Source organism: Caballeronia choica, from assembly GCF_001544535.1.
Lineage (GTDB): Bacteria > Pseudomonadota > Gammaproteobacteria > Burkholderiales > Burkholderiaceae > Caballeronia > Caballeronia choica.
Map to the genome: position 1 here is coordinate 1 of NZ_FCON02000048.1, position 22,178 is coordinate 22,178.

23 protein-coding genes are annotated in these 22,178 nt (G+C 66.0%); 10 read left to right on the forward strand and 13 right to left on the reverse strand.

Annotation, left to right across the window (positions count from 1 at the left end; genetic code table 11):
• Positions 1-519: 519 nt before the first annotated feature.
• Entirely contained in the window at positions 520-1,185 is a 666-nt protein-coding gene (locus tag AWB68_RS20930) for a Pr6Pr family membrane protein (RefSeq protein WP_327382974.1), read from the forward strand.
• 16 nt (positions 1,186-1,201) lie between these two features.
• On the opposite strand, the gene AWB68_RS20935 is transcribed toward AWB68_RS20930, so the two are convergent.
• From AWB68_RS20935 to AWB68_RS20995, 12 genes are all read right to left on the reverse strand, one after another.
• Complete coding sequence (locus AWB68_RS20935; protein ID WP_087646260.1) at positions 1,202-2,440, reverse strand: YbfB/YjiJ family MFS transporter; 1,239 nt, start codon at positions 2,438-2,440, stop codon at positions 1,202-1,204.
• 107 nt (positions 2,441-2,547) lie between these two features.
• A complete protein-coding gene (locus tag AWB68_RS20940; RefSeq protein WP_087646261.1) occupies positions 2,548-3,162 on the reverse strand; it encodes a TetR/AcrR family transcriptional regulator in 615 nt (204 codons plus the stop codon).
• A gap of 77 nt (positions 3,163-3,239) precedes the next feature.
• Positions 3,240-4,433: a patatin-like phospholipase family protein gene (locus tag AWB68_RS20945; protein ID WP_087646262.1), complete on the reverse strand. Its 1,194-nt coding sequence runs from the start codon at positions 4,431-4,433 to the stop codon at positions 3,240-3,242.
• A 57-nt stretch (positions 4,434-4,490) separates the two neighbouring features.
• Positions 4,491-4,799 (reverse strand): EthD family reductase, encoded by a 309-nt coding sequence (locus tag AWB68_RS20950; protein WP_087646263.1) that lies wholly within the window; start codon positions 4,797-4,799, stop codon positions 4,491-4,493.
• A 38-nt stretch (positions 4,800-4,837) separates the two neighbouring features.
• Positions 4,838-5,791, reverse strand: coding sequence for an MBL fold metallo-hydrolase (locus tag AWB68_RS20955; protein ID WP_235028434.1), 954 nt, complete (start codon positions 5,789-5,791; stop codon positions 4,838-4,840).
• Positions 5,791-6,645, reverse strand: a complete 855-nt coding sequence (locus AWB68_RS20960; protein ID WP_087646264.1) for a quinoprotein dehydrogenase-associated SoxYZ-like carrier — start codon at positions 6,643-6,645, stop codon at positions 5,791-5,793. The genes AWB68_RS20955 and AWB68_RS20960 overlap by 1 nt, the downstream gene beginning before the upstream one ends.
• Positions 6,646-7,433: 788 nt before the next feature.
• Entirely contained in the window at positions 7,434-8,351 is a 918-nt protein-coding gene (locus AWB68_RS20970; RefSeq protein WP_087646266.1) for a quinoprotein relay system zinc metallohydrolase 2, read from the reverse strand.
• Positions 8,348-9,334, reverse strand: a complete 987-nt coding sequence (locus AWB68_RS20975; RefSeq protein WP_087646267.1) for a LysR family transcriptional regulator — start codon at positions 9,332-9,334, stop codon at positions 8,348-8,350. The genes AWB68_RS20970 and AWB68_RS20975 overlap by 4 nt, the downstream gene beginning before the upstream one ends.
• Before the next feature lie 55 nt (positions 9,335-9,389).
• Positions 9,390-10,127 (reverse strand): hypothetical protein, encoded by a 738-nt coding sequence (locus tag AWB68_RS20980; protein ID WP_087646268.1) that lies wholly within the window; start codon positions 10,125-10,127, stop codon positions 9,390-9,392.
• Positions 10,124-11,011 carry a substrate-binding domain-containing protein gene (locus tag AWB68_RS20985; RefSeq protein ID WP_087646269.1) on the reverse strand — a complete coding sequence of 296 codons (888 nt, stop codon included), beginning with the start codon at positions 11,009-11,011 and terminating at the stop codon, positions 10,124-10,126. The genes AWB68_RS20980 and AWB68_RS20985 overlap by 4 nt, the downstream gene beginning before the upstream one ends.
• A gap of 60 nt (positions 11,012-11,071) precedes the next feature.
• Positions 11,072-11,485 carry a c-type cytochrome gene (locus tag AWB68_RS20990; RefSeq protein ID WP_087646270.1) on the reverse strand — a complete coding sequence of 138 codons (414 nt, stop codon included), beginning with the start codon at positions 11,483-11,485 and terminating at the stop codon, positions 11,072-11,074.
• A gap of 127 nt (positions 11,486-11,612) precedes the next feature.
• Positions 11,613-13,424, reverse strand: a complete 1,812-nt coding sequence (locus tag AWB68_RS20995; RefSeq protein WP_087646271.1) for a methanol/ethanol family PQQ-dependent dehydrogenase — start codon at positions 13,422-13,424, stop codon at positions 11,613-11,615.
• 419 nt (positions 13,425-13,843) lie between these two features.
• Between AWB68_RS20995 and AWB68_RS21000 the strand changes: the two genes are divergently transcribed.
• The 9 genes from AWB68_RS21000 to AWB68_RS21040 all read left to right on the forward strand — a co-directional run bounded on the left by AWB68_RS21000 (position 13,844) and on the right by AWB68_RS21040 (position 21,601).
• Positions 13,844-14,230 (forward strand): 4a-hydroxytetrahydrobiopterin dehydratase, encoded by a 387-nt coding sequence (locus AWB68_RS21000; protein WP_087646307.1) that lies wholly within the window; start codon positions 13,844-13,846, stop codon positions 14,228-14,230.
• 214 nt (positions 14,231-14,444) lie between these two features.
• Positions 14,445-15,479 carry a beta-ribofuranosylaminobenzene 5'-phosphate synthase family protein gene (locus tag AWB68_RS21005; protein WP_087646272.1) on the forward strand — a complete coding sequence of 345 codons (1,035 nt, stop codon included), beginning with the start codon at positions 14,445-14,447 and terminating at the stop codon, positions 15,477-15,479.
• Between the two features lie 72 nt (positions 15,480-15,551).
• Positions 15,552-16,478, forward strand: coding sequence for an NAD(P)-dependent methylenetetrahydromethanopterin dehydrogenase (locus tag AWB68_RS21010; RefSeq protein WP_087646273.1), 927 nt, complete (start codon positions 15,552-15,554; stop codon positions 16,476-16,478).
• On the forward strand, positions 16,478-17,656 hold the full coding sequence (locus tag AWB68_RS21015; protein ID WP_087646274.1) for an ATP-grasp domain-containing protein: 1,179 nt from the start codon (positions 16,478-16,480) through the stop codon (positions 17,654-17,656). The genes AWB68_RS21010 and AWB68_RS21015 overlap by 1 nt, the downstream gene beginning before the upstream one ends.
• Positions 17,634-18,638: a methenyltetrahydromethanopterin cyclohydrolase gene (mch, locus tag AWB68_RS21020; protein ID WP_087646275.1), complete on the forward strand. Its 1,005-nt coding sequence runs from the start codon at positions 17,634-17,636 to the stop codon at positions 18,636-18,638. The genes AWB68_RS21015 and mch overlap by 23 nt, the downstream gene beginning before the upstream one ends.
• Positions 18,635-19,621 (forward strand): ATP-grasp domain-containing protein, encoded by a 987-nt coding sequence (locus AWB68_RS21025; RefSeq protein ID WP_087646276.1) that lies wholly within the window; start codon positions 18,635-18,637, stop codon positions 19,619-19,621. Before mch ends, AWB68_RS21025 begins: the two co-directional genes overlap by 4 nt.
• Entirely contained in the window at positions 19,608-20,483 is an 876-nt protein-coding gene (locus AWB68_RS21030) for a triphosphoribosyl-dephospho-CoA synthase (protein ID WP_087646277.1), read from the forward strand. Before AWB68_RS21025 ends, AWB68_RS21030 begins: the two co-directional genes overlap by 14 nt.
• A 123-nt stretch (positions 20,484-20,606) precedes the next feature.
• Entirely contained in the window at positions 20,607-21,116 is a 510-nt protein-coding gene (gene fae, locus AWB68_RS21035) for a formaldehyde-activating enzyme (RefSeq protein ID WP_087646278.1), read from the forward strand.
• A 74-nt stretch (positions 21,117-21,190) separates the two neighbouring features.
• On the forward strand, positions 21,191-21,601 hold the full coding sequence (locus tag AWB68_RS21040) for a hypothetical protein (RefSeq protein WP_087646279.1): 411 nt from the start codon (positions 21,191-21,193) through the stop codon (positions 21,599-21,601).
• Between the two features lie 7 nt (positions 21,602-21,608).
• Here the strand turns inward: AWB68_RS21040 and AWB68_RS21045 are convergent, their stop codons facing one another.
• Complete coding sequence (locus tag AWB68_RS21045) at positions 21,609-22,103, reverse strand: dihydroneopterin aldolase (protein ID WP_374729590.1); 495 nt, start codon at positions 22,101-22,103, stop codon at positions 21,609-21,611.
• Between the last annotated feature and the right edge of the window lie 75 nt (positions 22,104-22,178).

Below are 22,178 nucleotides of genomic sequence, written 5' to 3' on the forward strand. Positions count from 1 at the left end.
ATCACCATCCTACGTTCTTGCTTGCTGCATGCTTCAATTCACCGCTTAGCGAACCTGTCGTCGGGCACGAAGTGCCAGGACGGATGAATGACTGCTGATCCGCTCCGTCTAGCGGTGCGACGTGCGCGCCTTTTCTACATGCCAACAACGGGGAAACCCCGCTAACGACACTCCCCCGGTTGGACCACTCCGAGGGAGCGGCCTGGAGGCGACTGGCAAGGATTGGCGGTGGGAAGCTGCTTTCTTTGCTTACTTTCTTTGCAGCAGCAAAGAAAGTGAGTCCCGCCCCGGACAGGGGCAGAGCTAATAAACCAAAAACAATACAAGTTCCATAGAAGCATAAGCGCATCAAACGGCGTAAACACCAACCCAAGCCCAGCCCCAACCCCAAGCGCCAGCGACCGGTGTAAACGCGCTCAAGCGCCAGCATATAAAATCGAGTGCATGGCTACCTCATCCCCGCCAGGCAGGCACGACCCCGAACTACCGCTGCACACTCCCAGCGGCGCATCGCTATCCATGGCAGCGGCGATAGCCCTGATCGCCTGGCTCGCGCTCGCCGCGCAAACCGACATCTCCATTGGCCGCTCGATCGCTCGCGGCTTTAGCGTGCTCTACGGCATCGAGCGGATGAGCAGCTATCTGACGAACCTGACCGTGTTCATGAGCGCCGTCTGCTTCACTTGCGTAGCGACCCGTGCCCGATCCCCCGTCGCGCGCTTCTTCCGGCAACCAACCGTCGTAACCGCGATCGTCGTCTACACGGTGTTCGTGGGGATCGCATACAACGTGCTGCTGCGCTACCTGTGGACGCCATCCGGGTATCGCGCACTCGTCAACGAATGCCTGCACACATTCGTGCCGGTGCTGTCGGCGCTTTACTGGGTGCTGTTCGTGCCGCGCTTTCATCTCACCGCCAGGCAATGCCTGCTCTGGCTCGCGTACCCGCTCGGCTATCTGTTCGTCACGCTATGGCGCGGCAGCGTGTCGGATTTCTATCCGTATCCGTTCATCGATGTCGGCGAACTCGGCTATGCGCATGTCCTCCTGAACGCGAGCCTGCTCGTGCTCGCGTTCGTGACGCTGATGGGCGTGTTCATCGCGATCAATCACGGCAGGCCGGATCTCGACGTGGCCGACGCAACCGAGCAGGCCGCCGCAGACGACCCGCGCGAACATCGATAGCAACCGCTGCTTCGATTCAATGCGTCGTCACCATCCGGCGAGCCCTGCGTCCGGTCAGCACATCCGCGATAAACGCGATCCCGAGCGCCGCCGCGCCGCACCAGAAGATCAGCGCGTAGTCGTTATGCGAATGCGAGAACAGGAACGAATAGCCATACCCGCCCAGCGCCTGAAAGAGCGCGAAGGCCGTCGTCGCGCGACTCCACGCGGCGCGCTGCTCGACGTGATCGTGCGGCACGAGTTCATGGATGCGCCCGAGCACGAGCGTCACGATGCCCGGCGTGAAAATGCCGAGTATCAGCGTCGCGATGGCGAGCATGACCGGATCGCCCGACAGCGCGAGAATCGCGACCGCCACCGCCTGCAGCGCGAGCCCGATCCGGTATGCCGCGCCAAAGCCGATGCGATCCGCGACATTGCCGCAGATCAGCGGTCCAAAAATCGCCGCCACGCCATACAGCACCCAGTACGACGCGCCGGTCCCGGCGCCGCGCCCCAGTCCGCGAGCGACGTAGTCGACGAGCAGGATCATCGCCGGCACGAGGCCAAGCGCGTTCGCGGCGTATTGCGCGTAGAGCACGCGCAAAGTCATGCCTTCGTGGCGCGCCGCCGGCCGGGCGGCCTTCTGCGCGGAGGCGGCGGGCGTTGCAGGCGCTGATGCGGGCCAGCCGTACCAGCTTGCCACCGAAAGCACGAGCGACAGAACGCCCAGGCCGATCCACGTATCCTGCAAGCCGAATTGCAAGAGCTTCGGGATGATCGTCCCGGACGCGGCGATCCCGAGGCCCAAGCCGAGAAAGATCATGCCGCTCGCGAACCCGCGGCGCGCGGCCGGGATATGCGGGAGGACCGTCGTCGCGACGAGCACCATGATCGCGCCGCCCGAGAGTCCCGAAGCGAAGCGCCAGACGAAGAACCATGCGACCGACAGCGGAAACGCGCACGCGAAGAACGCCGCCGTCGCCATCAGCATCAGGAGTCGCAGCGCGGTGCGGTTCGACATGGCCGACGCAATCGGCCGGCCGAGCAGCGCCCCCGCGAGATAGCCGGCGAAGTTCGCCGCGCCGAGCGTGACCGCCTGCGACGACGTGAACCAGTGCGCCTGAATCAGCGGCGGGATCAGCGGCGTGTAGGCGAAACGTGCGAGCCCGATCGCGACGAGGCTCGCGCAAAGCCCGGCGAACATCGCGTAGAGCGAGCGGGCGTCGAGCGCTGCGGGCTCGGAGAGGCGTATGGCGGATATGTCTTCGGACATTGCTGGCTCCTGAAGCGCTGTTGCGCTGCTTGCACGGATCAAATGGACGAGTCGAACCACGCCGTGCGATAGCACGGCGGCTTGCCGCGGGCGTTGCGGCGGAAATCTCAGGGGATGCCGGTTCCGGGCGGTAGCTCGGGCAGTCCGAGCATCGCAAGGGCCGGCGCGACCGCGCCGGTCAGCAGCGCGCGCTCGGGATTGACGCGCGCCAGCACGCGCACACCGAGCAGCACGGCGAGCAGCAGCTTGGCGGCGGCGTCCGGCGGCTGGATCGGCGGGAGTTGGCCGCTTTGCTGTCCGGCCTCGACACAGCGCTGGAAAAAGCCCTTGAGCAGGCTGAGTTCCTCCGCGATCGCATCGCGGAATTCGGCGTCGTCGGGCGTGGCTTCCAGCGCCGAGTTGACCAGCATGCAGCCGCGCTGCCGCGTATCCTCGACCGACCGCTCGATGATCTCGCCGAAGAACGCCGCGATCGCCTCACCCGGCGAATGCTTCGCCTCGAGCCGCGTGATGCGCTCGCGCAGCGTGCGGTCGAGGTAGTGTTCGAGCGCACGCCGGAAGAGCGCCCGCTTGTCGCCGAATGCGTTGTAGAGGCTCGGCTGCGTGAGGCCGGTGTGCTTCACCAGATCGCGCGTGGACGTGCCTTCGTAGCCGTTCGCCCAGAAGGCGTCGCCGGCGGCTTCGAGCACCTTCTCTTCATCGAAATTGCGGGGTCGCGCCATGCGTTGCTCCAGTTCTATATCACTTGATACAGAACGCATTCTATATCACTCGATATAAAATGCAAGCGTTCAGGCACTCAACGCGTCGCGGGACCCATCCGGTGAATCGAGATGCCCTCCATCGGGTCCGGCTCCTCCAGCCACGGCGCGCGTTGCAACGCGCGCATCGTGTCCTCGCGACCCGCCGCCCAGCGGCGTTGGATGCCGCTCGCCGAAAAATCGATGTCCTTGTTGAGGTCGTCGCCTTCGAAGCGCGGGGCGTCGAGTTCGAGCACCTGCATCGTCGTGCCGCAACCCCAGCCGAGCAGTTCCTGCACGGCCGGATCGTCGCGCGCGTCCTCGGGGATGTGCTGCCCGAGTTCGCGGATCACGTGGCGCAGCCGGTGAATCTGCCGCTGCCGTTCGAGATGACTCTCCGCGCGGCTCGAATACTGGATGTCGCGCTGCCGGCTCATCGCCTGCCAGATCGATTCCGGCTCCGGCCCGCTTCCCGGCCACAACTGCACGGCAAAGATCACCGAACTGTTGCGCGGACGGTCGTCGAGGACGGCTTCCAGCGGCGTATTCGAATAGATGCCGCCGTCCCAGTACGTCTCGCCGTCGATCCGCACCGACGGAAAGCCCGGCGGAAACGCGGCGGACGCCATCACGTGGCCGACGTCCATCGGTGCGTCGCGGTTGGTGAAATAGCGCATGCGCCCGCTACAGACGTTGACCGTGCCGACCGTCAGCCGCATCTCCCGCCGGTTCAGGTAATCGAAATCGACGAGGGCGGTCAGCGTCTCGCGCAGAGGCTCGGTCGAATAGAACGCGGCCTGCTCCAGCCCGACGCGGGCATGCAGGCCGAACCACGGCTCGATGCGCGGCGTGAAGAACGCGGGAATGCCTTGCGTGACGATGCCGACATTGCGCAGCCAGCCGTCGAGATTCGGCAGCCAACTCGTGCTTGCGTGCCGGTACGCGACGCGGTCCCAGAACTCAGTGAGGCGCGCGAGCCGCTCGTCGCGCGGATTGCCCGCGATGATCGCGCCGTTGATCGCACCGATCGACGTCCCGATCACCCAGTCCGGCTCGACCTGCGCGTCGTGCAGCGCCTGATAGACGCCCGCCTGATATGCGCCGAGCGCGCCGCCGCCCTGGAACACGACGACGACCTGTCCGGGAATGTCCAGCGCGCCGTCCGCCGCCTTCGGCGGCGCCGGTTCGTCTTTGGGCGGCGGCGGTTCCGCGTCCGGCGGCGCCGGCTGGTCCTTGCGCGTCTTCCTGACCATCGCGTTTCTCCTTGGCGACTGTATCGGACGAGGCGGACAGACCGGCGCCGCCTGCGTTCATGCGTCTTTCGTGTCGAACACCAGCAGCTCGACGCCGGCTTGCGCGAAGTTCGCCAGATCGCCGGCTGTCGCCTGTCCTTCGGGCGAGCCGAGTCCGGCCTGGAGCGCATCCATCGAATCGAACCCCAGGATCGCGACCAGATGATACGGCGACTCGCCCTGCCCGGCCGCGACCGGCCCGTCGCTGATCTGGTAACTCTTCAGCCCCGGCACCGTCTTGGCGAGCGGCATATGCGTGGAAGCGTAGTAGGCATCGAACGCGGACTTGTCCGCCGGAGTCTTGTAGAGCGCTAAGAGCTTGGCCATCGGGTTGTCTCCTGGGGTGGTTGGCGCCGGGCGCCGGGTTATTGCTTGTCGGGATTTTCGAGCTTTTCGAGTTGCAGATAAAGGCGCTGTACGTTCTGCGGCTGCGCGATCGCGTAGAGCTTGTCATGGCGGAAGGCGGGAACCTGCACGGTGCGCATCGCGTCGGTGAGTCCGGCGCCGCTCGCGTACGCGCGGCGCACGGCCGCATCGAGTTCGCGCAGATAAGTGCCCGTCGGCATGATGCCGTCGCCTTTCACGAGCGGCCCGAAGCCCGGCACGACAACGCGCGGATTCATCGCGCGGAGCGTATCGAGCGCGGCGAGCCAGCCGGGAATCTGCTCGTTGCGCAGCTCGGGAATCCGTCCGGCGCTCACCAGCGCGCCCGCGAACACGACGCCCGTCGCCGTATCGAGCACGGCGAGATCGCCCGGCGTGCTCGCGGGGCCGAAGTACAGCAGTTGCAGTTCGCGGCCGCCGCTGTCGATGCGGGTGGTGGCGTCGACGGTGCGGTCCGGCACCGTCACGCGCGAGCCGGCCATCTCTTCGTCGCCGAGCGTGCGCTGCAGGTTCTTCAGACAGATCGCGCAGCGCTCGCGGATCAGATCGGCGGCGCGCTGATGCGCGAGGATCGGCACGCCCGCATCGCGAAACGCCGACGCGCCGAACACGAACTCCGGCGCCTGATGCGTGATGACGACGAGTTGAACCGGCAGCGGCGTGACCCGTCGGATCGCTTCGATCATCGCGCGGCCGTAGCGGTATGACGAACCCGTGTCGATCACCGTAACGCCGCTCTTGCCGACGATGAAGCCGTTGTTCGCGACGATCCCTCGATTGGCGGGCGCCACGGCATCGGCGCTGCCGAGCATCGCGTAGACGCCGGGCGCGACCTGGACGGGCGCGGGCACGTCGCCCGTCGCCGCGCGCGCGAGCGCCGCGCACGCGCAGAGCGCCATCACGCCCATTAGCTTGCTGAACAACGGCGCGCGCATCAAAGCCCGTTCGACGACGTCTTTTGCACGCCCGGCTGCGGATTGATCGCCACCGCGCCGTCGAACTGCTTGTTCTTCGTATCCTCGACATGCGCCTTCAGTTCGCCGCTCGCGCGCGGCACGAAGTAGAAGCGGAAATTCGGGTTCTCGCTGATCGTGAAGTTCACGTTCGCGGTCATCACCGGCTTGTCGGCGTAAGTCACCGCGACCTTGCGGATGAAATAGGCGGTCGCATAGTTGCGCGTGACCTGGTTCATCGCCATGCCGGTACGGTTCGGATGGCGCACCATCAACAGCGCGAGTTGCGGCCGGCCGGCCACCGCCTGCCCTTCGGCTTGCAGGCGCACTTGTCCCGCCGTGACCTCGGCGGCGGCATCGTCCTTGCCGGCGGGCGCTGAACATCCGCCCGATGCCTTGATGAAGCGCACTGCGCTGTACAGGTGGCCGTCGTTGGTTTCCGCGATCACGCGCATGAACGTGTAGTCTTCCACGCGCACGCGGGTTTCGATGCTCGCGAGCCCGGATTCGGGCGTGAACTCGAAGTAGCCTGCATACGGCTCCGGGTTCTCGTCGATGAAGAGGTGGATTTTCCTGATGTAATGCGAAGGCGTCTGCGGGAACTGCGCGATGATCGAGATCGGCACGACGGCGGCATCGGCGGCGCGCGCGGGCGCCTGGAACTTGATGACGGCATCGCCGTGCGGGTCGACCGGATGGTCCTTGAACGTGCCTTCCTTGAAGTCGAGCCAGCGGACGGACTTGTTTGGATCGTCGTCGGGCTGGTTGGCGTAGGCGTAGGTGAACGCCGGCGCTGTGAGAAGGGCTGTTAGCGCGTCGCGTCGGGTGATGGTCATGATGTTTCTCCGTGCTTCGTCTGGTGCTCTTGTGCTGCGCGGTTGGGTTTCAACCGTTTGATGCGCTTGTGCTTCTATGGAACTTGCTTTGTTTTTGGTTTATTTGCTCTGCCCCTGTCCGGGGCGGGACTCACTTTCTTTGCTGCTGCAAAGAAAGTAAGCAAAGAAAGCAGCTTCCCACCGCCAATCCTTGCCATGCGCCTCCAGACCGCTCCCTCGGAGTGGTCCAACCGGGGGAGTGTCCTTAGCGGGGTTTCATCGTTGTTGGCATGTAGAAGAGGCGCGCACGTCGCACCGCTAAACGAAGTGGACCAGCAGTCATACATCCAGCCTCGCGCTACGCGCTCACCCGTCAGGCAAAACCGAAACCCATCGCTATATCTACGTCCTACGTTCGTGGTTGCCGCATGCTTCAATTCACCACCGCTAGCAGACCTGTCGTCGGGCACGAAGTGCCGGGACGAATGAATGACTGCTGTTCCACTCCGCGCAGCGGGGCGACGCGCGCGCCTTTTCTACATGCCAACAACGATGAAACCCCGCTAAGGACACTCCCCCGGTTGGACCACTCCGTTTCAAGCGCGAGTGAAGACGTGTTAGGGCTGGCGTTGGAAAGCTGCTTTCTTTGCTTACTTTCTTTGCAGCAGCAAAGAAAGTGAGTCCCGCCCCGGACAGGGGCAGAGCAAATAAACCAAGAAGAAAACAAGTTCCATAGAAGCCTAAGCGCATCAAACGGCGTAAACACCAACCCCACACCCCACCCCCACCCCAAACCCAAGCGCCAGCGGCTACCCCTCCCATTCGAGTTCAGCATACGCCGCTGTCACATTCCGCCGCTGGTAGATATCAAAAAGCCGCCACTTGCCGCGCTCGGCAAGCCCGATCGTCTCGACGGCATGTTGCATCGTCTCGCCGCGCCTGATCGATCCACGCACATCCCGCGCCAGCCGCATCAAATACCCTTCCTCGGCATCGAGCGCGCCTCGCCACGGCGTATCGATCGGGCCATGCCCCGGCACCACCCGGCGCGGATTCATCTGGCGAATCGTCGCGATATCCGCGAGCCAGCCGGTGAGGCTGCCATCGATCACAGGAATGCACTTCACGAACAACAAATCAGCGAGCCAGAGCGTGCCCGTCTCTTCATCGTATACCGTCAGGTCGTTGTTTGTATGCGCTGTTTTCCAGGTGCGCAGAACCAGCTTGCGATGGCCCAGGTCGAGCGTTTTCGTGCCATCGACGGTGAGCGTCGGCGGGACGATCTCGCTGCCGTCGGCGAGCGCGCCGAGTTCGCGTCGCAGCCCGCGCAGATAGCTTTGCGCATGCGACGCTTCGGCCTCGCCGAGCGTCGCGCTGCCGACGAACTGCGGATGATCCGCTGCGAACGCTACGTTGCCGAAGATGTGATCGGGATGCATGTGCGTGTTGATCACATAGCAGACCGGCCGCGGCGTCACCGCGCGGATCGCGGCGCGCAATTCGCGGCCTTCCTCGGCGGTGCCGCCGGTGTCGATCACGGCAACGCAGTCCCGTCCGACGATGAATCCGATGTTGGCGATGTCGCCCTTGTTCGCGCGCGTCGCGACGTCGTCTTGGCCGCGATGCACGTAGAGGCCGGGCGCGAACTGCGTCACCTTCAAAGGCGTGACGGCATGCGCGGCGCACGTCCAAAGCAATCCGGCGATCAACAGCAAACGCATCGTCATCGCGCGACGCCGCCCGTTATCCGCTCACCGTGCGGGCGCTTCGGCGGCCGCAATGCGAACTGCGCATACTCGGCTTCGAGAAACGGCTCGGCGTGTTCGAGCAGGAAGCGCCGGAAGGCGAGACACGTCGGCGACAACTGCTTCGAGCGCGAATGCACGAGTTGCCAGGTGCGTTCGATCGGCGTGCCGTTGACGTCGAGCAACGCGATCTCGCCGGTGCGCAATTCGAGCGCGAGCGTATGCAGCGAAATCAGGCTCACGCCCATGCCCGCCATGACGGCCTGCTTGATGGTCTCATTGCTGCCGAGCGTCACGCTCCTCGCCGGCACGAACAGGTGCTGCCGGAACATGTGCTCCGCCACGGCGCGCGTGCCCGAGCCGGGCTCGCGCAGCAGGAACGTATCGCCGGCGAGTTCCTGCAAGTCGAAGCGCGATGCATGACGCAGCGGATGCGTGAGCGGCGCGACGATCACATGCGGGTGATACGCGAGCGGTTCGGCGGTCGTGCCGAGTTCGGGCGGCGGTCGCCCCATGATCGCGAGATCGGTGGCGTTGTCCTGCAGCCAGCGCAAGAGCGTCTCGCGGTTGCCCACCGAGAAGCGCACATCGACCTTCGGATACTGCTGCGAATACAGTGCCAGCAGCTTGGGCGCGAAATACGTCGCCGAACTCACGATGCTCACGGCAATCGAGCCACTGTCGGCCTGCGTCAGCGACATCATCGCGTCCTCGGCGTCCTTGATCTCGCCGAGGATGCGGCTCGCGTGATGCGAGAGCCGCTCGCCCGCTTCGGTCAGCGCGAGGCGTCGCGCGACGCGCTCGAACAGCGGCAGCCCGATCGCTTCCTCGAGCTGCCGTATCTGCATCGACACGGCCGGTTGCGTCAGGTGCAGTTCCTCGGCCGCGCGCGCGAAACTCGGGCACCGGCACGCGATCACGAAGATCTGCAACTGGCGCAATGTCAGCGAGCGGACGAAGTTCACGATGAAGATCCACGCGTCGAAGAAAGGCCGGGCACGCGTGGCGCCCGGACCACGGTCAACGGCTCGCGCGGGGAGCGTTCGCCGGCTTGAGCGGTGTCGTCGCGCCGGGCTTCGCGGGCGCCAGCGTGTGCTGCGCGCTCTGGAAGTTCAGCGTTTCGGTTTGCAGCGGATGGGCGAAATCGTTGTTCGCGCCCGGCACTTCGGTGCGGATCATCATCACGTGACCGGGCACCTCGTCGGCGACGATGAACGTGTAGCGCGTGGCCGTGTACTGCGGAAAACGCGCGGCGTTGGGGTCGTCGAGATAAGGCTGGATCACGATCTTCTGCGCCTTCACTTTCTTGCCGCCGGCATCGGTCACGACCGGCGTGATCGGCGGCCCGGCCGCGAGCGCGAGACGCACGCGCTGCTGGAAATAGCGGCGCTTTCCGCCCGTCAGCTGCTCCATCTCGACGATGTCGTGTTCGAGGAAGTACAGGATCACCGGATTGCACGGCAGCCCGCCCGGCACCTCGACCGGACCCGTGCGGTCGGAGACGCGCGCGTCGCCCTTGGTGTTGCCGGCGCTCACCACGAGCACGCGCACCGTGTCGTTGACCTTCGCGGGCGGGCCGGAGAGGGTCATCGCGTAATCGAGTTCCGTCTGCGGATCGACGCCGTTCAGGTGCGGCGACATGAACAGCAGCTTCTCGGCCGGGGCGATGTCGCTCGACGGCTGGTCGGCGGCGCTCACGTTCAACGCCAGACCGAGCAGGGTCGCGGCCGCCATCCGCAATACGAACGAGCGCCTCATTGCGCGGCCGCCGGCTGCAACGGCAGCAACGGAACCTGGTAGCTCGTGAGTATCTGGTCGATCTTCGGCTGGTTCGCGCCGATCCAGTTGTCGACCTTGTCGTGCCAGGCCTTCTCGCCATAGCGCACGCCCATCGAAATCTCGTAGTCGAAGCGAATGCCCGGCGTCGGCGGGAACGGCACCAGCCTGACGGAATCGCCCGCGCGCTTCACGAAGTAGCCCGCGATCGGCCCCCAGAGGAACACGACATCGACATTGCCCTTCGTCAGGTCACGCTCGATCATCTCGCCGGGGAACGCCTGCGGATCGCCGGTTTGCGCCTGGTACGACACGGCCTGCTCGATCAGGTTGTTGCCGAGCAGCCAGTCGACGGCCGGCGTCTGCGCGAAGATGCCGAGGCGCAGTTTCTTGAGCGTTTCGGGCGGCAGCTTGAGCAGGTCGGAGGGCGTCTTGATGCTCGCGAGTTCCGGCCGGTTCGGGAACACCATCGCGTAAGTGGAATGCAGATACGGGCGCGTGGTGGCCGCGAGGTCGTAACCTTTCGGCAAGCCGATCACGAGATCGCACTTGTAGCGATCGGAGTCGGGCACCTTGTCGCGCAGCGTGCGGCGGATGAAGCCCATGCGCTGCGGAAAATACGTGTATTCGATCTTGTAGCCGAAGTCGCTCGCCATCTGGGCCGCGATCTTGTTCTCGAAACCCTCGCCCTTGTTGTTCGAGAGCGGCATGTTGTTCGGATCGGCGCACACGCGCAGCACGCCGTCGGCGCCGTCGTTGTTGGGCAGCGCCGGATCGTCGGCGAGCGCGGCCTGCGCCATGCACACCGAGAAGAGCGCGGCGGCGAACCGCACGACGATGACGCGGGCTACTTTGCAATCAGACATCGACACCTCCGGAAAGGACTGCGGGCACACGACGAGAATAAAACGTAGCACGCATGCGCGTCACTTCGCATCGATGGCCTGCAGGTCGCCCGGATTGATCTTGCCGTCGGAGCGTCCCTTGAGGTACGCGTAGAGCTTTTCCCAGTTCTTCTGCATCATCTGGCTCGAACTGAAATCGGGCATGCCCTTGTCGACACGTCCGCCAAATACCGTACGATGAAACTCCTTCTCATCGAGCGTCTTGAACGCCTCGATCAGCGAGGGGCCGACCATGCCTTCCTGCTTGGCGCCGTGGCAACGTTCGCACGCGAGCGCGCGCCACGTTCTCCATCCTTGCAGCGTATCGTTGTCGACCTTGTTGCCATCAACGACCTTGTACGCCACCGGCTTCATCTGCCCCGGGTCTGTCTGGGCATACGAGGCGGGCATCGCAAAGAGTGCTATCGCCAGCGGCAAAAGTGATCGGCCTTTCATGCGTCTTTCTCCTATGGAAGCGGTGATGCGCCGGCAATGCCGGCTTTCGTTCCGGCCCAGCCGGCCGCCGCCCGGGAGCGGGCAGCGGCCATGGGCCTTGTTTCAGGTTGGAGGATCAGTAAGGGAATCAGCCGCCCGGAATGGCGAACACGAACAGCGTGCCGCCGAGCGCCGTGTACTTCGCCAGTTCACGATAGCCACCGACCGCGCCCAGGCCTTCGGTCGACTTCTGGAGGCCCGCAGCCATGCCGATGCCGGCCCAGCCGCCAATCCCCGAGTAGACGCCGACGTACTGCTTGCCCTGGAACTGATACGTGAACACGTTGCCGATGATCCCGGACGGGGTCTTGAACTTCCACAGTTCCTTGCCGTCCTTGATGCGAACCGCCTTGATGTAGCCTTCGAGCGTGCCGTAGAACGCGATGCCGCCGGCCGTCGTAAGCGCGCCGGACCATACCGAGAACTTCTCCGGCTTGGACCACGCGATCTTGCCCTTGCTCGCATCCCACGCGATGAAGTTGCCCATGGCACCGTTCTCGTTCGGCCCCGGGAACATCGAGAGCGTCGCGCCGACGAACGGCTGGCCGGACACGTATTCGACCTCGAACGGCTCATAGTCCATGCAGACGTGGTTGGTCGGCACGAGGAAGAGCCCGGAGTTCGGATCGAACGAGGCGGGCTGCTGGTCCTTCGAGCCGAGCGCCGCCGGGCAGATGCCCTTCACGTTGTGATCCGGACCGGCCTTCTGCGTCGAGTAGGTCGCGTTGCGCACCGGCAGGCCGCTCTTCAGGTCCACGCTGTCGGCCCAGTTCACCGCCGGGTCGTACTTCTGCGCGACGAGCAGTTCGCCCGTCTGACGATTGAGCGTGTAGCCGAAGCCGTTGCGGTCGAAGTGGACGATGGCCGGCACCTTCTTGCCGCCGATCGGCAGGTCGGCGAGGATCATCTCGTTGACGCCGTCATAGTCCCATTCGTCGTGCGGCGTCATCTGGTAGACCCATTTCGCCTTGCCGGTATTCAGGTCGCGAGCGAAGATGGACATCGACCATTTGTTGTCGCCGGGACGCTGCGTCGGGTTCCATGTGCCCGGGTTGCCCGTACCGTAGTAGACAAGGTTGAGCTTCGGGTCCCATGCGTACCAGCCCCAGGTGGTCCCGCCGCCGAGCTTCCACTGGTCGCCCTTCCAGCTTTTCAGCGACGAATCCGCGCCGATCGGCACCATCTTGCCGTCCGACCAGGTCATGGTCTGCTGCGGGTCCATCAGCATTTCGTTGTCCGGCCCCGTGCTGTAGGCCTTCCAGACCTCCTTGCCGGTCTTGATGTCATACGCGATCAGCCGCCCGCGCACGCCGAACTCACCGCCCGAGATGCCGGTAATCACCTTGTCGCCGAATACGTGCGGCGCATTGGTGTTCGTTTCACCCGCCTTCGGATCGCCGTTCTGCGCCGACCACACCACTTCGCCCGTCTTCGCATTGAGCGCGACGAGTTTCGTATCGGCTTGCTGGAGGAAGATCTTGTCGTCGCCATAGGCGAGGCCGCGGTTGACCGTATCGCAGCACATCACCGAAATCACCTGCGTATCCTGCTTCGGCTCGTATTGCCAAAGGAAAGTCTGGTCCTTGAGGTTGATCGCGATGACCTTGTTGGGGAACGGCGAGTGGATGTACATCGTGTCGCCGAGCACGAGCGGCGAACCTTCGTGACCGCGCAGAACACCGGTCGACATGGTCCACGCCACTTGCAGCTTGCCGACATTCTGCTCATTGATCTGCTTGAGCGGGCTATAGCGGTGATTCGAGTAATCGCCCGCCTGTGCCGCCCAGTTCGAGGGGTTCTTGATCAGTGTGTCGAGCTGCGAGTCTGCCTGTGCCATATAGGAATTCAGACCCGCCGTCGCGACCACCGCCAGTCCAAGAACCAGGGTGCGTAAGTTCATGTCTCCTCCAGAATGGTGATGCCGTCCGACCCAGGGATGACCACGCTACCGGGTTGCATCCTGCGCGCCTTCTCGAATGCAGGTAACGAGCTTCGCCGCGCCCGATTCATTGCCGGGCCCGTGCGTCATCGAGGTCAATTGCATATTCCATGCCGGAATGGCTGGTGAAGCGTCTGCTTGAGCGCGACATGCGTCAGCGTGCTTCGACGCCGGTGTGCCGGTCATCGGCGCGACACATACTGTGTCAAATCCGCGATACGAAGCGCGCCGCGCAACACAGTTCATCGCGAACGGGACATGACGCGATGCAGCACGTTGCGCGTCGCGGGCGTTGGCCTGCCGCATCGATGCGCGGCACTTGGCGCATACTGAACGCAGCCTGCTTTTGTTCACAGACGCACGATGCGGAGGACATCGCCATGACTCAAGCCGAGAAGGTCTACTCCGATGAAGAGATCCAGCAGCGCCTCACGGGCGCGCTTCAGCACTGGTATCTGGAAGACGGCTGGCTCCGACGCAAGTTCAAGACCGAGAGCTGGAAGAGCACGCTGATGGTGGTCAATACGGTGGGCCATCTCGCGGAAGCCGCGTGGCATCACCCGGACCTGACCGTGTCGTATGCGTTCGTGGTCGTGAAGCTGAAGACGCATTCGGCGAAGGGCATCACCGACAAGGACTTCGCGCTCGCCAGCAAAATCGAGGACGTGATCCATTGGCAGCCGGGCAAGGAAGGCGGGGCGCTCGAAGGCACGCCCGCCGACGACCAGCGCTTTCGCTACATCAAGTACGACGCGCCCAAGGCCTGAGCAATTTGCTTACCGCCGGGTGAACACTCTGGCGCACGCGTGACACAGTGCGCGCGCTTCGGCGTGCGCGTTGGTGTGCCCACAAGGCGGACACCGGGCCTGCACCGCTGGTACGCCTCTTGCCTCAAATGCTCGGCTTACCCCGCCGGGCAGCTTCGAATCCGCTCGGCCGGCACCGCTCGAAATCTCGACCTCCAACCAGGGAACAATCGCGATGCAGATGCCTTCCGGTCGCCTCTCGCCGCCATCGGCCGTGACGGTCGATGCCCCCGCGCGCCTGCACCTCGGCTTCATCGATCCGAACGCGTCGCTCGGGCGCGCGTTCGGCAGCGTGGGCCTCACGATCGACGGACACGGCACGCGCATCACGGCGCGGCTCGCAGAAGCAACGCGTGTCGAAGGCGCGGGAAGCGCGGCGCAGACGGCCCGCATCGAACGGTATCTGGAACAGTTGCACGCAGCGTATGGCGGGCCGCCGGTTGCCATCGAAGTGAACGAAACGCCGCGCGCACACACCGGGCTGGGCTCGGGCACGCAGCTCGCGCTGGCGGTCGGGACGGCCTACGTGCGCGTCGCAGGACGCAGCGCCACCACCGCGCAGATCGCGCGCCTGCTGGGACGCGGCGCGCGCTCGGGCATCGGCATTCATGGCTTCGACCACGGCGGTCTGATGGTCGACGGCGGCCACGGCGGCCATCCTTCCGCCGGCATCGCGCGGCTGCCGCCGCTCCTGTTTCGCCAGCCGTTCCCGGACGCATGGCGCGTGCTGCTCGTCGACGACACCTCCCGCGAAGGCCTCCACGGCGACGACGAACGGCGCGGCCTCGCGTCGCTCGGCGCGTTTCCGCGCTCGCTTGCCGCGCATCTGAGCCATCTCGTGCTGATGCGCATCCTGCCGGGCGTCGCGGAGAGCGACTTCGACGCCTTCGCCAAAGGCATCGGCGAATTGCAGCACACCATCGGCGAGTACTTCGCGCCCGTGCAGGGCGGCGTGTTCTCGAGCCCGGCCGTCGCGCACGCGCTCGAAGCGGTTGCCGCGAAGGAGACGGCCGGCATCGGACAGACCTCGTGGGGACCCACCGGCTTCGCCTTCCTGCGCAGCCCGGAACAGGCCGAGCGCGCGCTGGCGCTCGCCCGCGAGGCGAGCCGCGGAATGCCGTCGATTGCGTGCTCGATCGCCGCCGGCCGCAATCGCGGTGCGACCTGGCGAGCCGTCGATCTCCAGAAGTGCGGCATCGACGCCGCGTGATGTGCCACCGACGCTGCCCGTGCGGCCGTTCGAGCCCGCTCCGGTCGCCCCAAACCCCTAGCGAGTCCACTCATGCCCGAAGCCACCGAAAGGCCCTACATTCTGCATATGTTCACGTCGATGCCGCAGATGAGCCCGTTCGACGTCAACATGGCCGCCGACGCGGGCTACCAGATCGTCGTGCCGTACTGCAACGTCGATGAGGACAGCGTCGTCCAGTTGACGCAGGACGCGATCTTTTCACGCGGTCCGAAGGGCGTGTCGCGCACCGGCATCTTCATCGGCGGGCGCGACGTGATGCTCGCCGCCGACATGCTCGACCGCGCGCGCCAGGCGATGGTGCCGCCGTTCGAAGTCTCCGTGTTCGCCGACCCGAGCGGTTCGTACACCACCGCCGCCGCACTCGTCGCGCTCGCCGAGCGGCATCTGAAGAAGGAGCACAACGTCGATCTCGGCGGCAAGCGCCTGCTGATCCTCGGCGGCACCGGCGCGGTCGGGCGCGTGGCGGCGGCGATGGCGGCAGCGCTCGGCGCCGATGTCGCGATCGCGAGCCATTCAAGTTCGTCGCGCGCGACGCAGGTCAGCGACGAGATCAACCGCCGCTTCGACATCGCGACCTCCGGCCTCGCGACGACCACGCCCGATCAACTGCACAAGGCGCTCGCGCGCGCGGAAGTGGTGTTCGCGACGGCGCTCGCGGGCGTCCAGGTGATGACCTCCGCCGACCTCGCGCATGCGAAAAACCTGCTGATCGCCGCCGACGTCAACGCGGTGCCGCCCGAAGGCATCGCGGGCGTGAACGTGATGGACGACGGCAAGCCGCTCGCGGGCGCGGCGCGGGCCGACGCGGTCGGCATCGGCGCGCTGGCGATCGGTAACGTGAAGTATCAGGTCGAGCATCGGCTGTTCGTCAGGATGCGCACCGGGGGGAAGCCCGTGTATCTCGGCTTTCCCGAAGCGTTCGACGAAGCCCGCGCGATCGCCGCCGGCCTCGGCTGATGCACACCGCGATGCATTTCTCGCGCAAGCGGTGCGTCGCGGTCGCGGGGCTGTCGGCGCGGATGCTGGCGCAGTCGGCGGCGCGCGCCGGGCTGGACGCGATCGCGCTCGACATCTTCGGCGACCGCGATACGCGCGAGCATGCGCTCGCGTGGTTCGATATCGGCGGCGAGGGGCTGGCGATCGACCGCACGCGGCTTTTCGATGCGCTGGAACGCGCCGCGCGGATGCCGCGTTTGCTCGGCTTCATCGTGACGAGCGGGCTGGAGCCGCTGATGGGCGAGGTGTATCGGCACCCACGGCTGCCGAGGTTGATCGGCAACGACGCCGAAGCGACGGCCTCGGTGCGCGATCCGCGGCGGTTCTTCGGGTTGCTGGATGAACTGGGGATCGCGCATCCGGAGGTGTCCTTTGTGCGCCCCGCGAATGCGCACGGGTGGCTTGCCAAGCGCGCGGACGGATGCGGCGGCGTGCATGTCGAAGCGGCTTCGTCGAGCGAGAGCGCGGCGGATACCTACTATCAGCGCGCCGCTGCCGGGCGTTCGATGTCGGCGCTCTTTGTCGGCGCACGGCGCGAGGCCACGGTGATCGGTTTCGCCGAGCAACTGACGGTCACAGCGGGGAAGCTGCCTTTCGTGCATGCCGGCTCGCTCGGGCCCGTCGATCTGCCGTGCGAAACGGCTGCGGCCATCCATGACGCGATCCGCGCGATCGTCTCGCGCACGGGGCTCACGGGCCTGAACAGCATCGATTTCCTGCTCGATCGCGACGCAATCCGCGTGCTCGAAATCAACGCGCGTCCCTCGTCGACGCTGACGCTTTACGAAGCCGTGTGGCCGCAAAGCTTGCTCGCCTGTCATATCGACGCCTGCCTGCACGGGCGGCTGCCATCTTCGCCGCCAGCGCCCACGCGCCGGGCGGGCCAGCGCGTCGTGTTCGCGCCGCGCGGTTTCACCGTGCCGGCATCTTTCAGCGACGCCTGCCATCGCGACCCCGCGTGCCGCGACGTCCCAATGCCCGGCACGCGCATCGAAGCCGGCCAGCCGGTCTGCACGCTGGTCGTGACGGCACCGGCCATCGACGCGGTCACGCACAAACTCCAGCGCCAGTCGTCGCTTCTTTTGCAACGCATCGAAACCTGTCACGAGCCCTCCCATGACGTCATCTCAACCGGCTGATCCTTCGCGGCACCTGAGCGTCAACGCACTCGCCGAGCGCCTCGTCAAGCGCCTCGTCGACGAAGCCGCGCGCTTTGCGGTCGCGATCCACCGCACCGGCGCCGGTACGACGATCGTCGACGCGGGTGTCGACGCGCCGGGCGGCGTCGAGGCGGGCTTGCTGATCGCGCGCATCTGCATGGGCGGGCTCGGCCGAGTCGCGCGGCGCATGAGCGAGCAAGCCGAGCCGTTCTGGCCGAGCCTGATCGAAGTGCATACGTCGACGCCGGTGCTCGCCTGCCTCGGCAGCCAGTACGCCGGATGGAGCCTCGCAGCAAGCAAGGAGGAAACCGGCGGCAAGAAGTTCTTCTCGCTGGGTTCGGGACCGGCGCGGGCGCTGGCCGTGAAGGAACCGCTCTTCGATGAACTCGGCTATCGCGACCGTCACGAGCGCGGCGCGCTGGTGATGGAAGTCGACCGCCTACCGCCGCAGGTCGTCATCGACAAGGTGTTGCGCGACTGCGCGCTCGCGCCCGACAACCTCACGATCATCGTCACGCCGACACACTCTGTCGCGGGGACGGTGCAGGTCGTGGCGCGCGTCGTCGAGGTTGCGCTGCACAAGACGCATGTGCTCGGCGTGGATCTCGGCGAGATCGTCGAAGGCAGCGGCACGGCGCCGTTGCCGCCGCCCGCGCCCGACGCCATCCAGGCGATGGGCCGCACCAACGACGCCATTCTCTACGGCGGCCGCGTGCACCTCACGGTCAAGCACGACGCGGTGGCCGAGCGTCTCGCCCGCGAGTTGCCGTCGAGCAATGCACGCGACTACGGGCGGCCCTTCGCCGACATCTTCACGTCGTTCAACTATGACTTCTACCAGATCGATCCCGCACTCTTTGCGCCCGCCGAAGTGTGGGTGAGCAGCCTCGAAAGCGGCGCGACGTGGCACGGCGGACGGGTCGATGCCGGGTTGCTGCGCGCGCAGTGGAGCAAGCCATGAGCGACAGCCTGCGCATCGCGATCATGACCGACGAAACCGGCTGGCACACGTCGCGCCTGAAGAAGGCGTTCCGCGCGCGCGGCGTCGAGGCGCGCTGCGTCGATCTCGCCGACTGCCGCATCGACACGACGTGGACGCCCCACGGCCTCGCGATTCCCGGCTTCGGCCGCACGCTGCCCGACGCGGCGTTCGTGCGCGGCATCGCGGGCGGCACGTTGGAACAGGTGACGCTCAGGCTCGGCGTCCTGCATGCGCTGCGCGAATCCGGCGTGCCGGTCTATAACGACGCCCGCGCGATCGAGCGCAGTGTCGACAAGTCGATGACGAGCTTTCTCCTGCACCGCCACGGCGTGCCGACGCCCGCCACGTGGGCCGGCGAATCGGCGGCGTTCGCGCAGCGCGTGCTGATGCGCGAGGCGGCGGCCGGCCGCAAGGTCGTGATGAAGCCGCTTTTCGGCTCGCAGGGCAAGGGCTTGCGGCGGCTCGGCGCGGGTGTTGGCGGCAGGCTCGCGCCGCTGCCGCCGCTGCGTTCCTTCGGCGAAGTGGCGTATCTGCAGCGCTTCGTCGAGGGCGAGCGGCCCGGTTTCGACTGGCGCGTGCTCGTGATCGGCGGCCGGGCGGTCGCGGCGATGCGGCGCGTCGGCGGCCGCGGCTGGATACACAACTTCGCGCAAGGCGCGGCGTGCGAACCGGCGCTCCTGACCGACGCGCTCGCCGACACCGCGATCCGCGCGACAACGGCACTCGGCCTCGATTACGCGGGCGTCGACCTCATTCCCGGCACCGACGGCGACGCGTCCAACGGTTCTGCGGCGGCTGCGCGGCCGCTCGTGCTCGAAGTGAACGGCGTCGCGGCGTGGCGCGGGCTGCAATCGGTGACGCGGCTCGACATCGCCGCCGCGCTCGTCGACGACCTGCTCGACCGCAAGCTCGCGGGCGGGCGCGCGCCGGTTGCGTTGGCGAGTGGCGATGCAAACCGTTGACGCCAACCCGCGCGAGGTCTTCCTGCGCGCCTGCCAGCTCGACGTCGAGACGCCGAAGCCGGGCAACGTGAGCGTCGGGAGCGACGGGCACGGCATGACCGCCGCGCAGTTCATCGCGAGCGCCGAAGCGGCGGCGGGCGCGCTCCTCACGCCGGGCATGGCGGTCGGCGCGCGCATCCTCGATGCGGTGACGCGCACGCTCAACGTCGCCGGCTGTAATACGAATCTCGGGATCGTGCTGCTGTGCGCGCCGCTCGCGGCTGCGCTCGACGAACTGACGCCGCCGCGCAACGCATCGAGATGGCATGAGGCCGCAGAGCGCACGCTCGAACGCCTCGACCTGGACGACGCGCGCGCCGCCTATCGCGCGATTGCGCTGGCGAACCCCGGCGGTCTCGGCGACGCGCCCGAGCAATCGGTCCATGCCGAGCCTAGCGTCGACCTGCGCGCCGCGATGACGCTCGCGGCGGAACGCGACAGCATCGCGCGCCAGTACGCCAGCGGCTTTCGCGACATCTTCCAGACCGGCCTCGGCGCGGTCGCGAGCGCGCCCCTCAAGACCCCGGCGACGATCACGCTCAACGTGTTCCTCACCTTCCTCGGCACGTGGCCCGACTCGCACATTGTGCGCAAGCAGGGTGTGACGGTGGCGCAAAGTGTCACGCGCGAAGCACGGCTGCGCCACGCTCAATGGCGCACCGCGTGGGCGCGCGGTGCGACGCCGCCGCTCCTCGCCTGGGACGCCGGACTGAAGGCGCAGGGCATCAACCCGGGCACGAGCGCCGATCTCACGGTCGCGACGCTGTTCGTCGCCGGATGCATCGCGCCGGGACGCCTCGACATCGGCGGGAAGCGCGCCTGACATTGGCACGGATCATGATAGGTACACCATGGTTTGCCTGCCTGAGTCTTGCGCGGCCGGGATACCGGCGTCGCAAGTTGTCCGCAAGTCGAATATCCGAGACCTAATCACTGGAGGAAAAGCATGGCCAAGATCAACCGTGTCCTGGTAGGAGAGTCGCTGGTTGGCGACGGAAACGAGGTCGCCCACATCGACTTGATCATCGGACCGCGCGGCTCCGCCGCCGAGACCGCATTCTGCAACGCGCTCACCAACAACAAGGACGGCTTCACGTCGCTACTCGCCGTGGTCGCGCCGAACCTGCTGACCAAGCCGAACACGATCCTCTTCAACAAGGTGACGATCAAGGGCGCCAAGCAGGCCGTGCAGATGTTCGGCCCGGCGCAGCACGCGGTCGCGCTGGCGGTGGCGGACTGCGTCGAGGACGGCACGATCCCGGCGGACGAAGCCGACGATCTCTTCATCTGCGTGGGCGTGTTCATCCACTGGCAGGCCGACGACGACAAGAAGATCCAGGAGTACAACTACAAGGCGACGCGCGAAGCGCTTCAACGCGCCGTGGCGGGCGAACCGAGCGCGAAGGATGTCGTGGCGAAGAAAGCCACGGCGGCACATCCGTTCGCGCCGAACTGACCGCGCAGCAACCGAACTCGCGCGGCCTGCCGGCCGCGCGAGTTCGCCGATCAACGCTTCTCGAGGCTTTTCGCATGATTCCACGATGTCGCGCGCTGCGGGCTCTCGCTTGCGTCACGTTCGTTTCGCTCGTTTCGCCGCTCGCGCTCGCGGCGGACGCCGGCGCAGGCGGTGCTTCGGCGCACGGCCACGATTACCCGACGCAGGGCCGCGTGGAATACGTGCTCGGCTGCATGGACGACAACGGTCACGACTTCGTCAACGTCTACAAGTGCTCATGCGCGATCGACCGTATCGCCGCGGTGCTTCCTTATGACGATTTCGTCGAGCAATCCACGTTCTCCAAATACGCGACCCTCGGCGGCGAAGGCGGCGCGGAGTTCCGCGTCGACCGTGCGAAGGCGCAGACCAAGAAATTCCGGGCGTTGCAGTCAGATGCGTACCGCGCGTGCGGGATCGGGCACGCGGCGGCGGCGTCCAAGTAAGCAGGATTCAGTTGGGAATCAGGCCTTCGCCGAGCGACGCGTAGCTCGCGCCCCTGCGGACCCGGCGCCGCTCGATCAATACGCCGACCGATTCGACATCGTCGAACTTCGCGGGCTTGGCGAGCGACACGCGCACCCAGTGCGCGCCGAAATCCGCGATCAGCAACTGCGCGATCTGTTCCGCGAGCGCTTCCAGCAGGCGCACGCCGTGCGTTGCGAGAAGCGCATGCAGCGCCTCGCGCACGGCCGCGTAGTTGATCGTGTCCTCGATGCGGTCCGTCGTGCACGCGCGAATCGCCGGCACGCCGATCGCGAGGCTGATGCGCACGGGCTGCGGCGCATGCAGCTCGCTCGTGTCGATGCCGATCACCGTGCTGCCGGTCAGTCCCTCGATATAGACGATGTCCATCGGCGTGGTGTCGCGAATGGGTTGTTGCGCTGCGGCATCGAAACCCATGGCATCGGGGAAGAGTGGCTGGCGAATCGCATCGAAACGGTCCATGGTTTGCTCCGCCGCCGGGTGCGGCTCGAAAGGTTGCGTGGGCAAGTGGTCCTTGGGTCAAGCAAAAATCGGGCG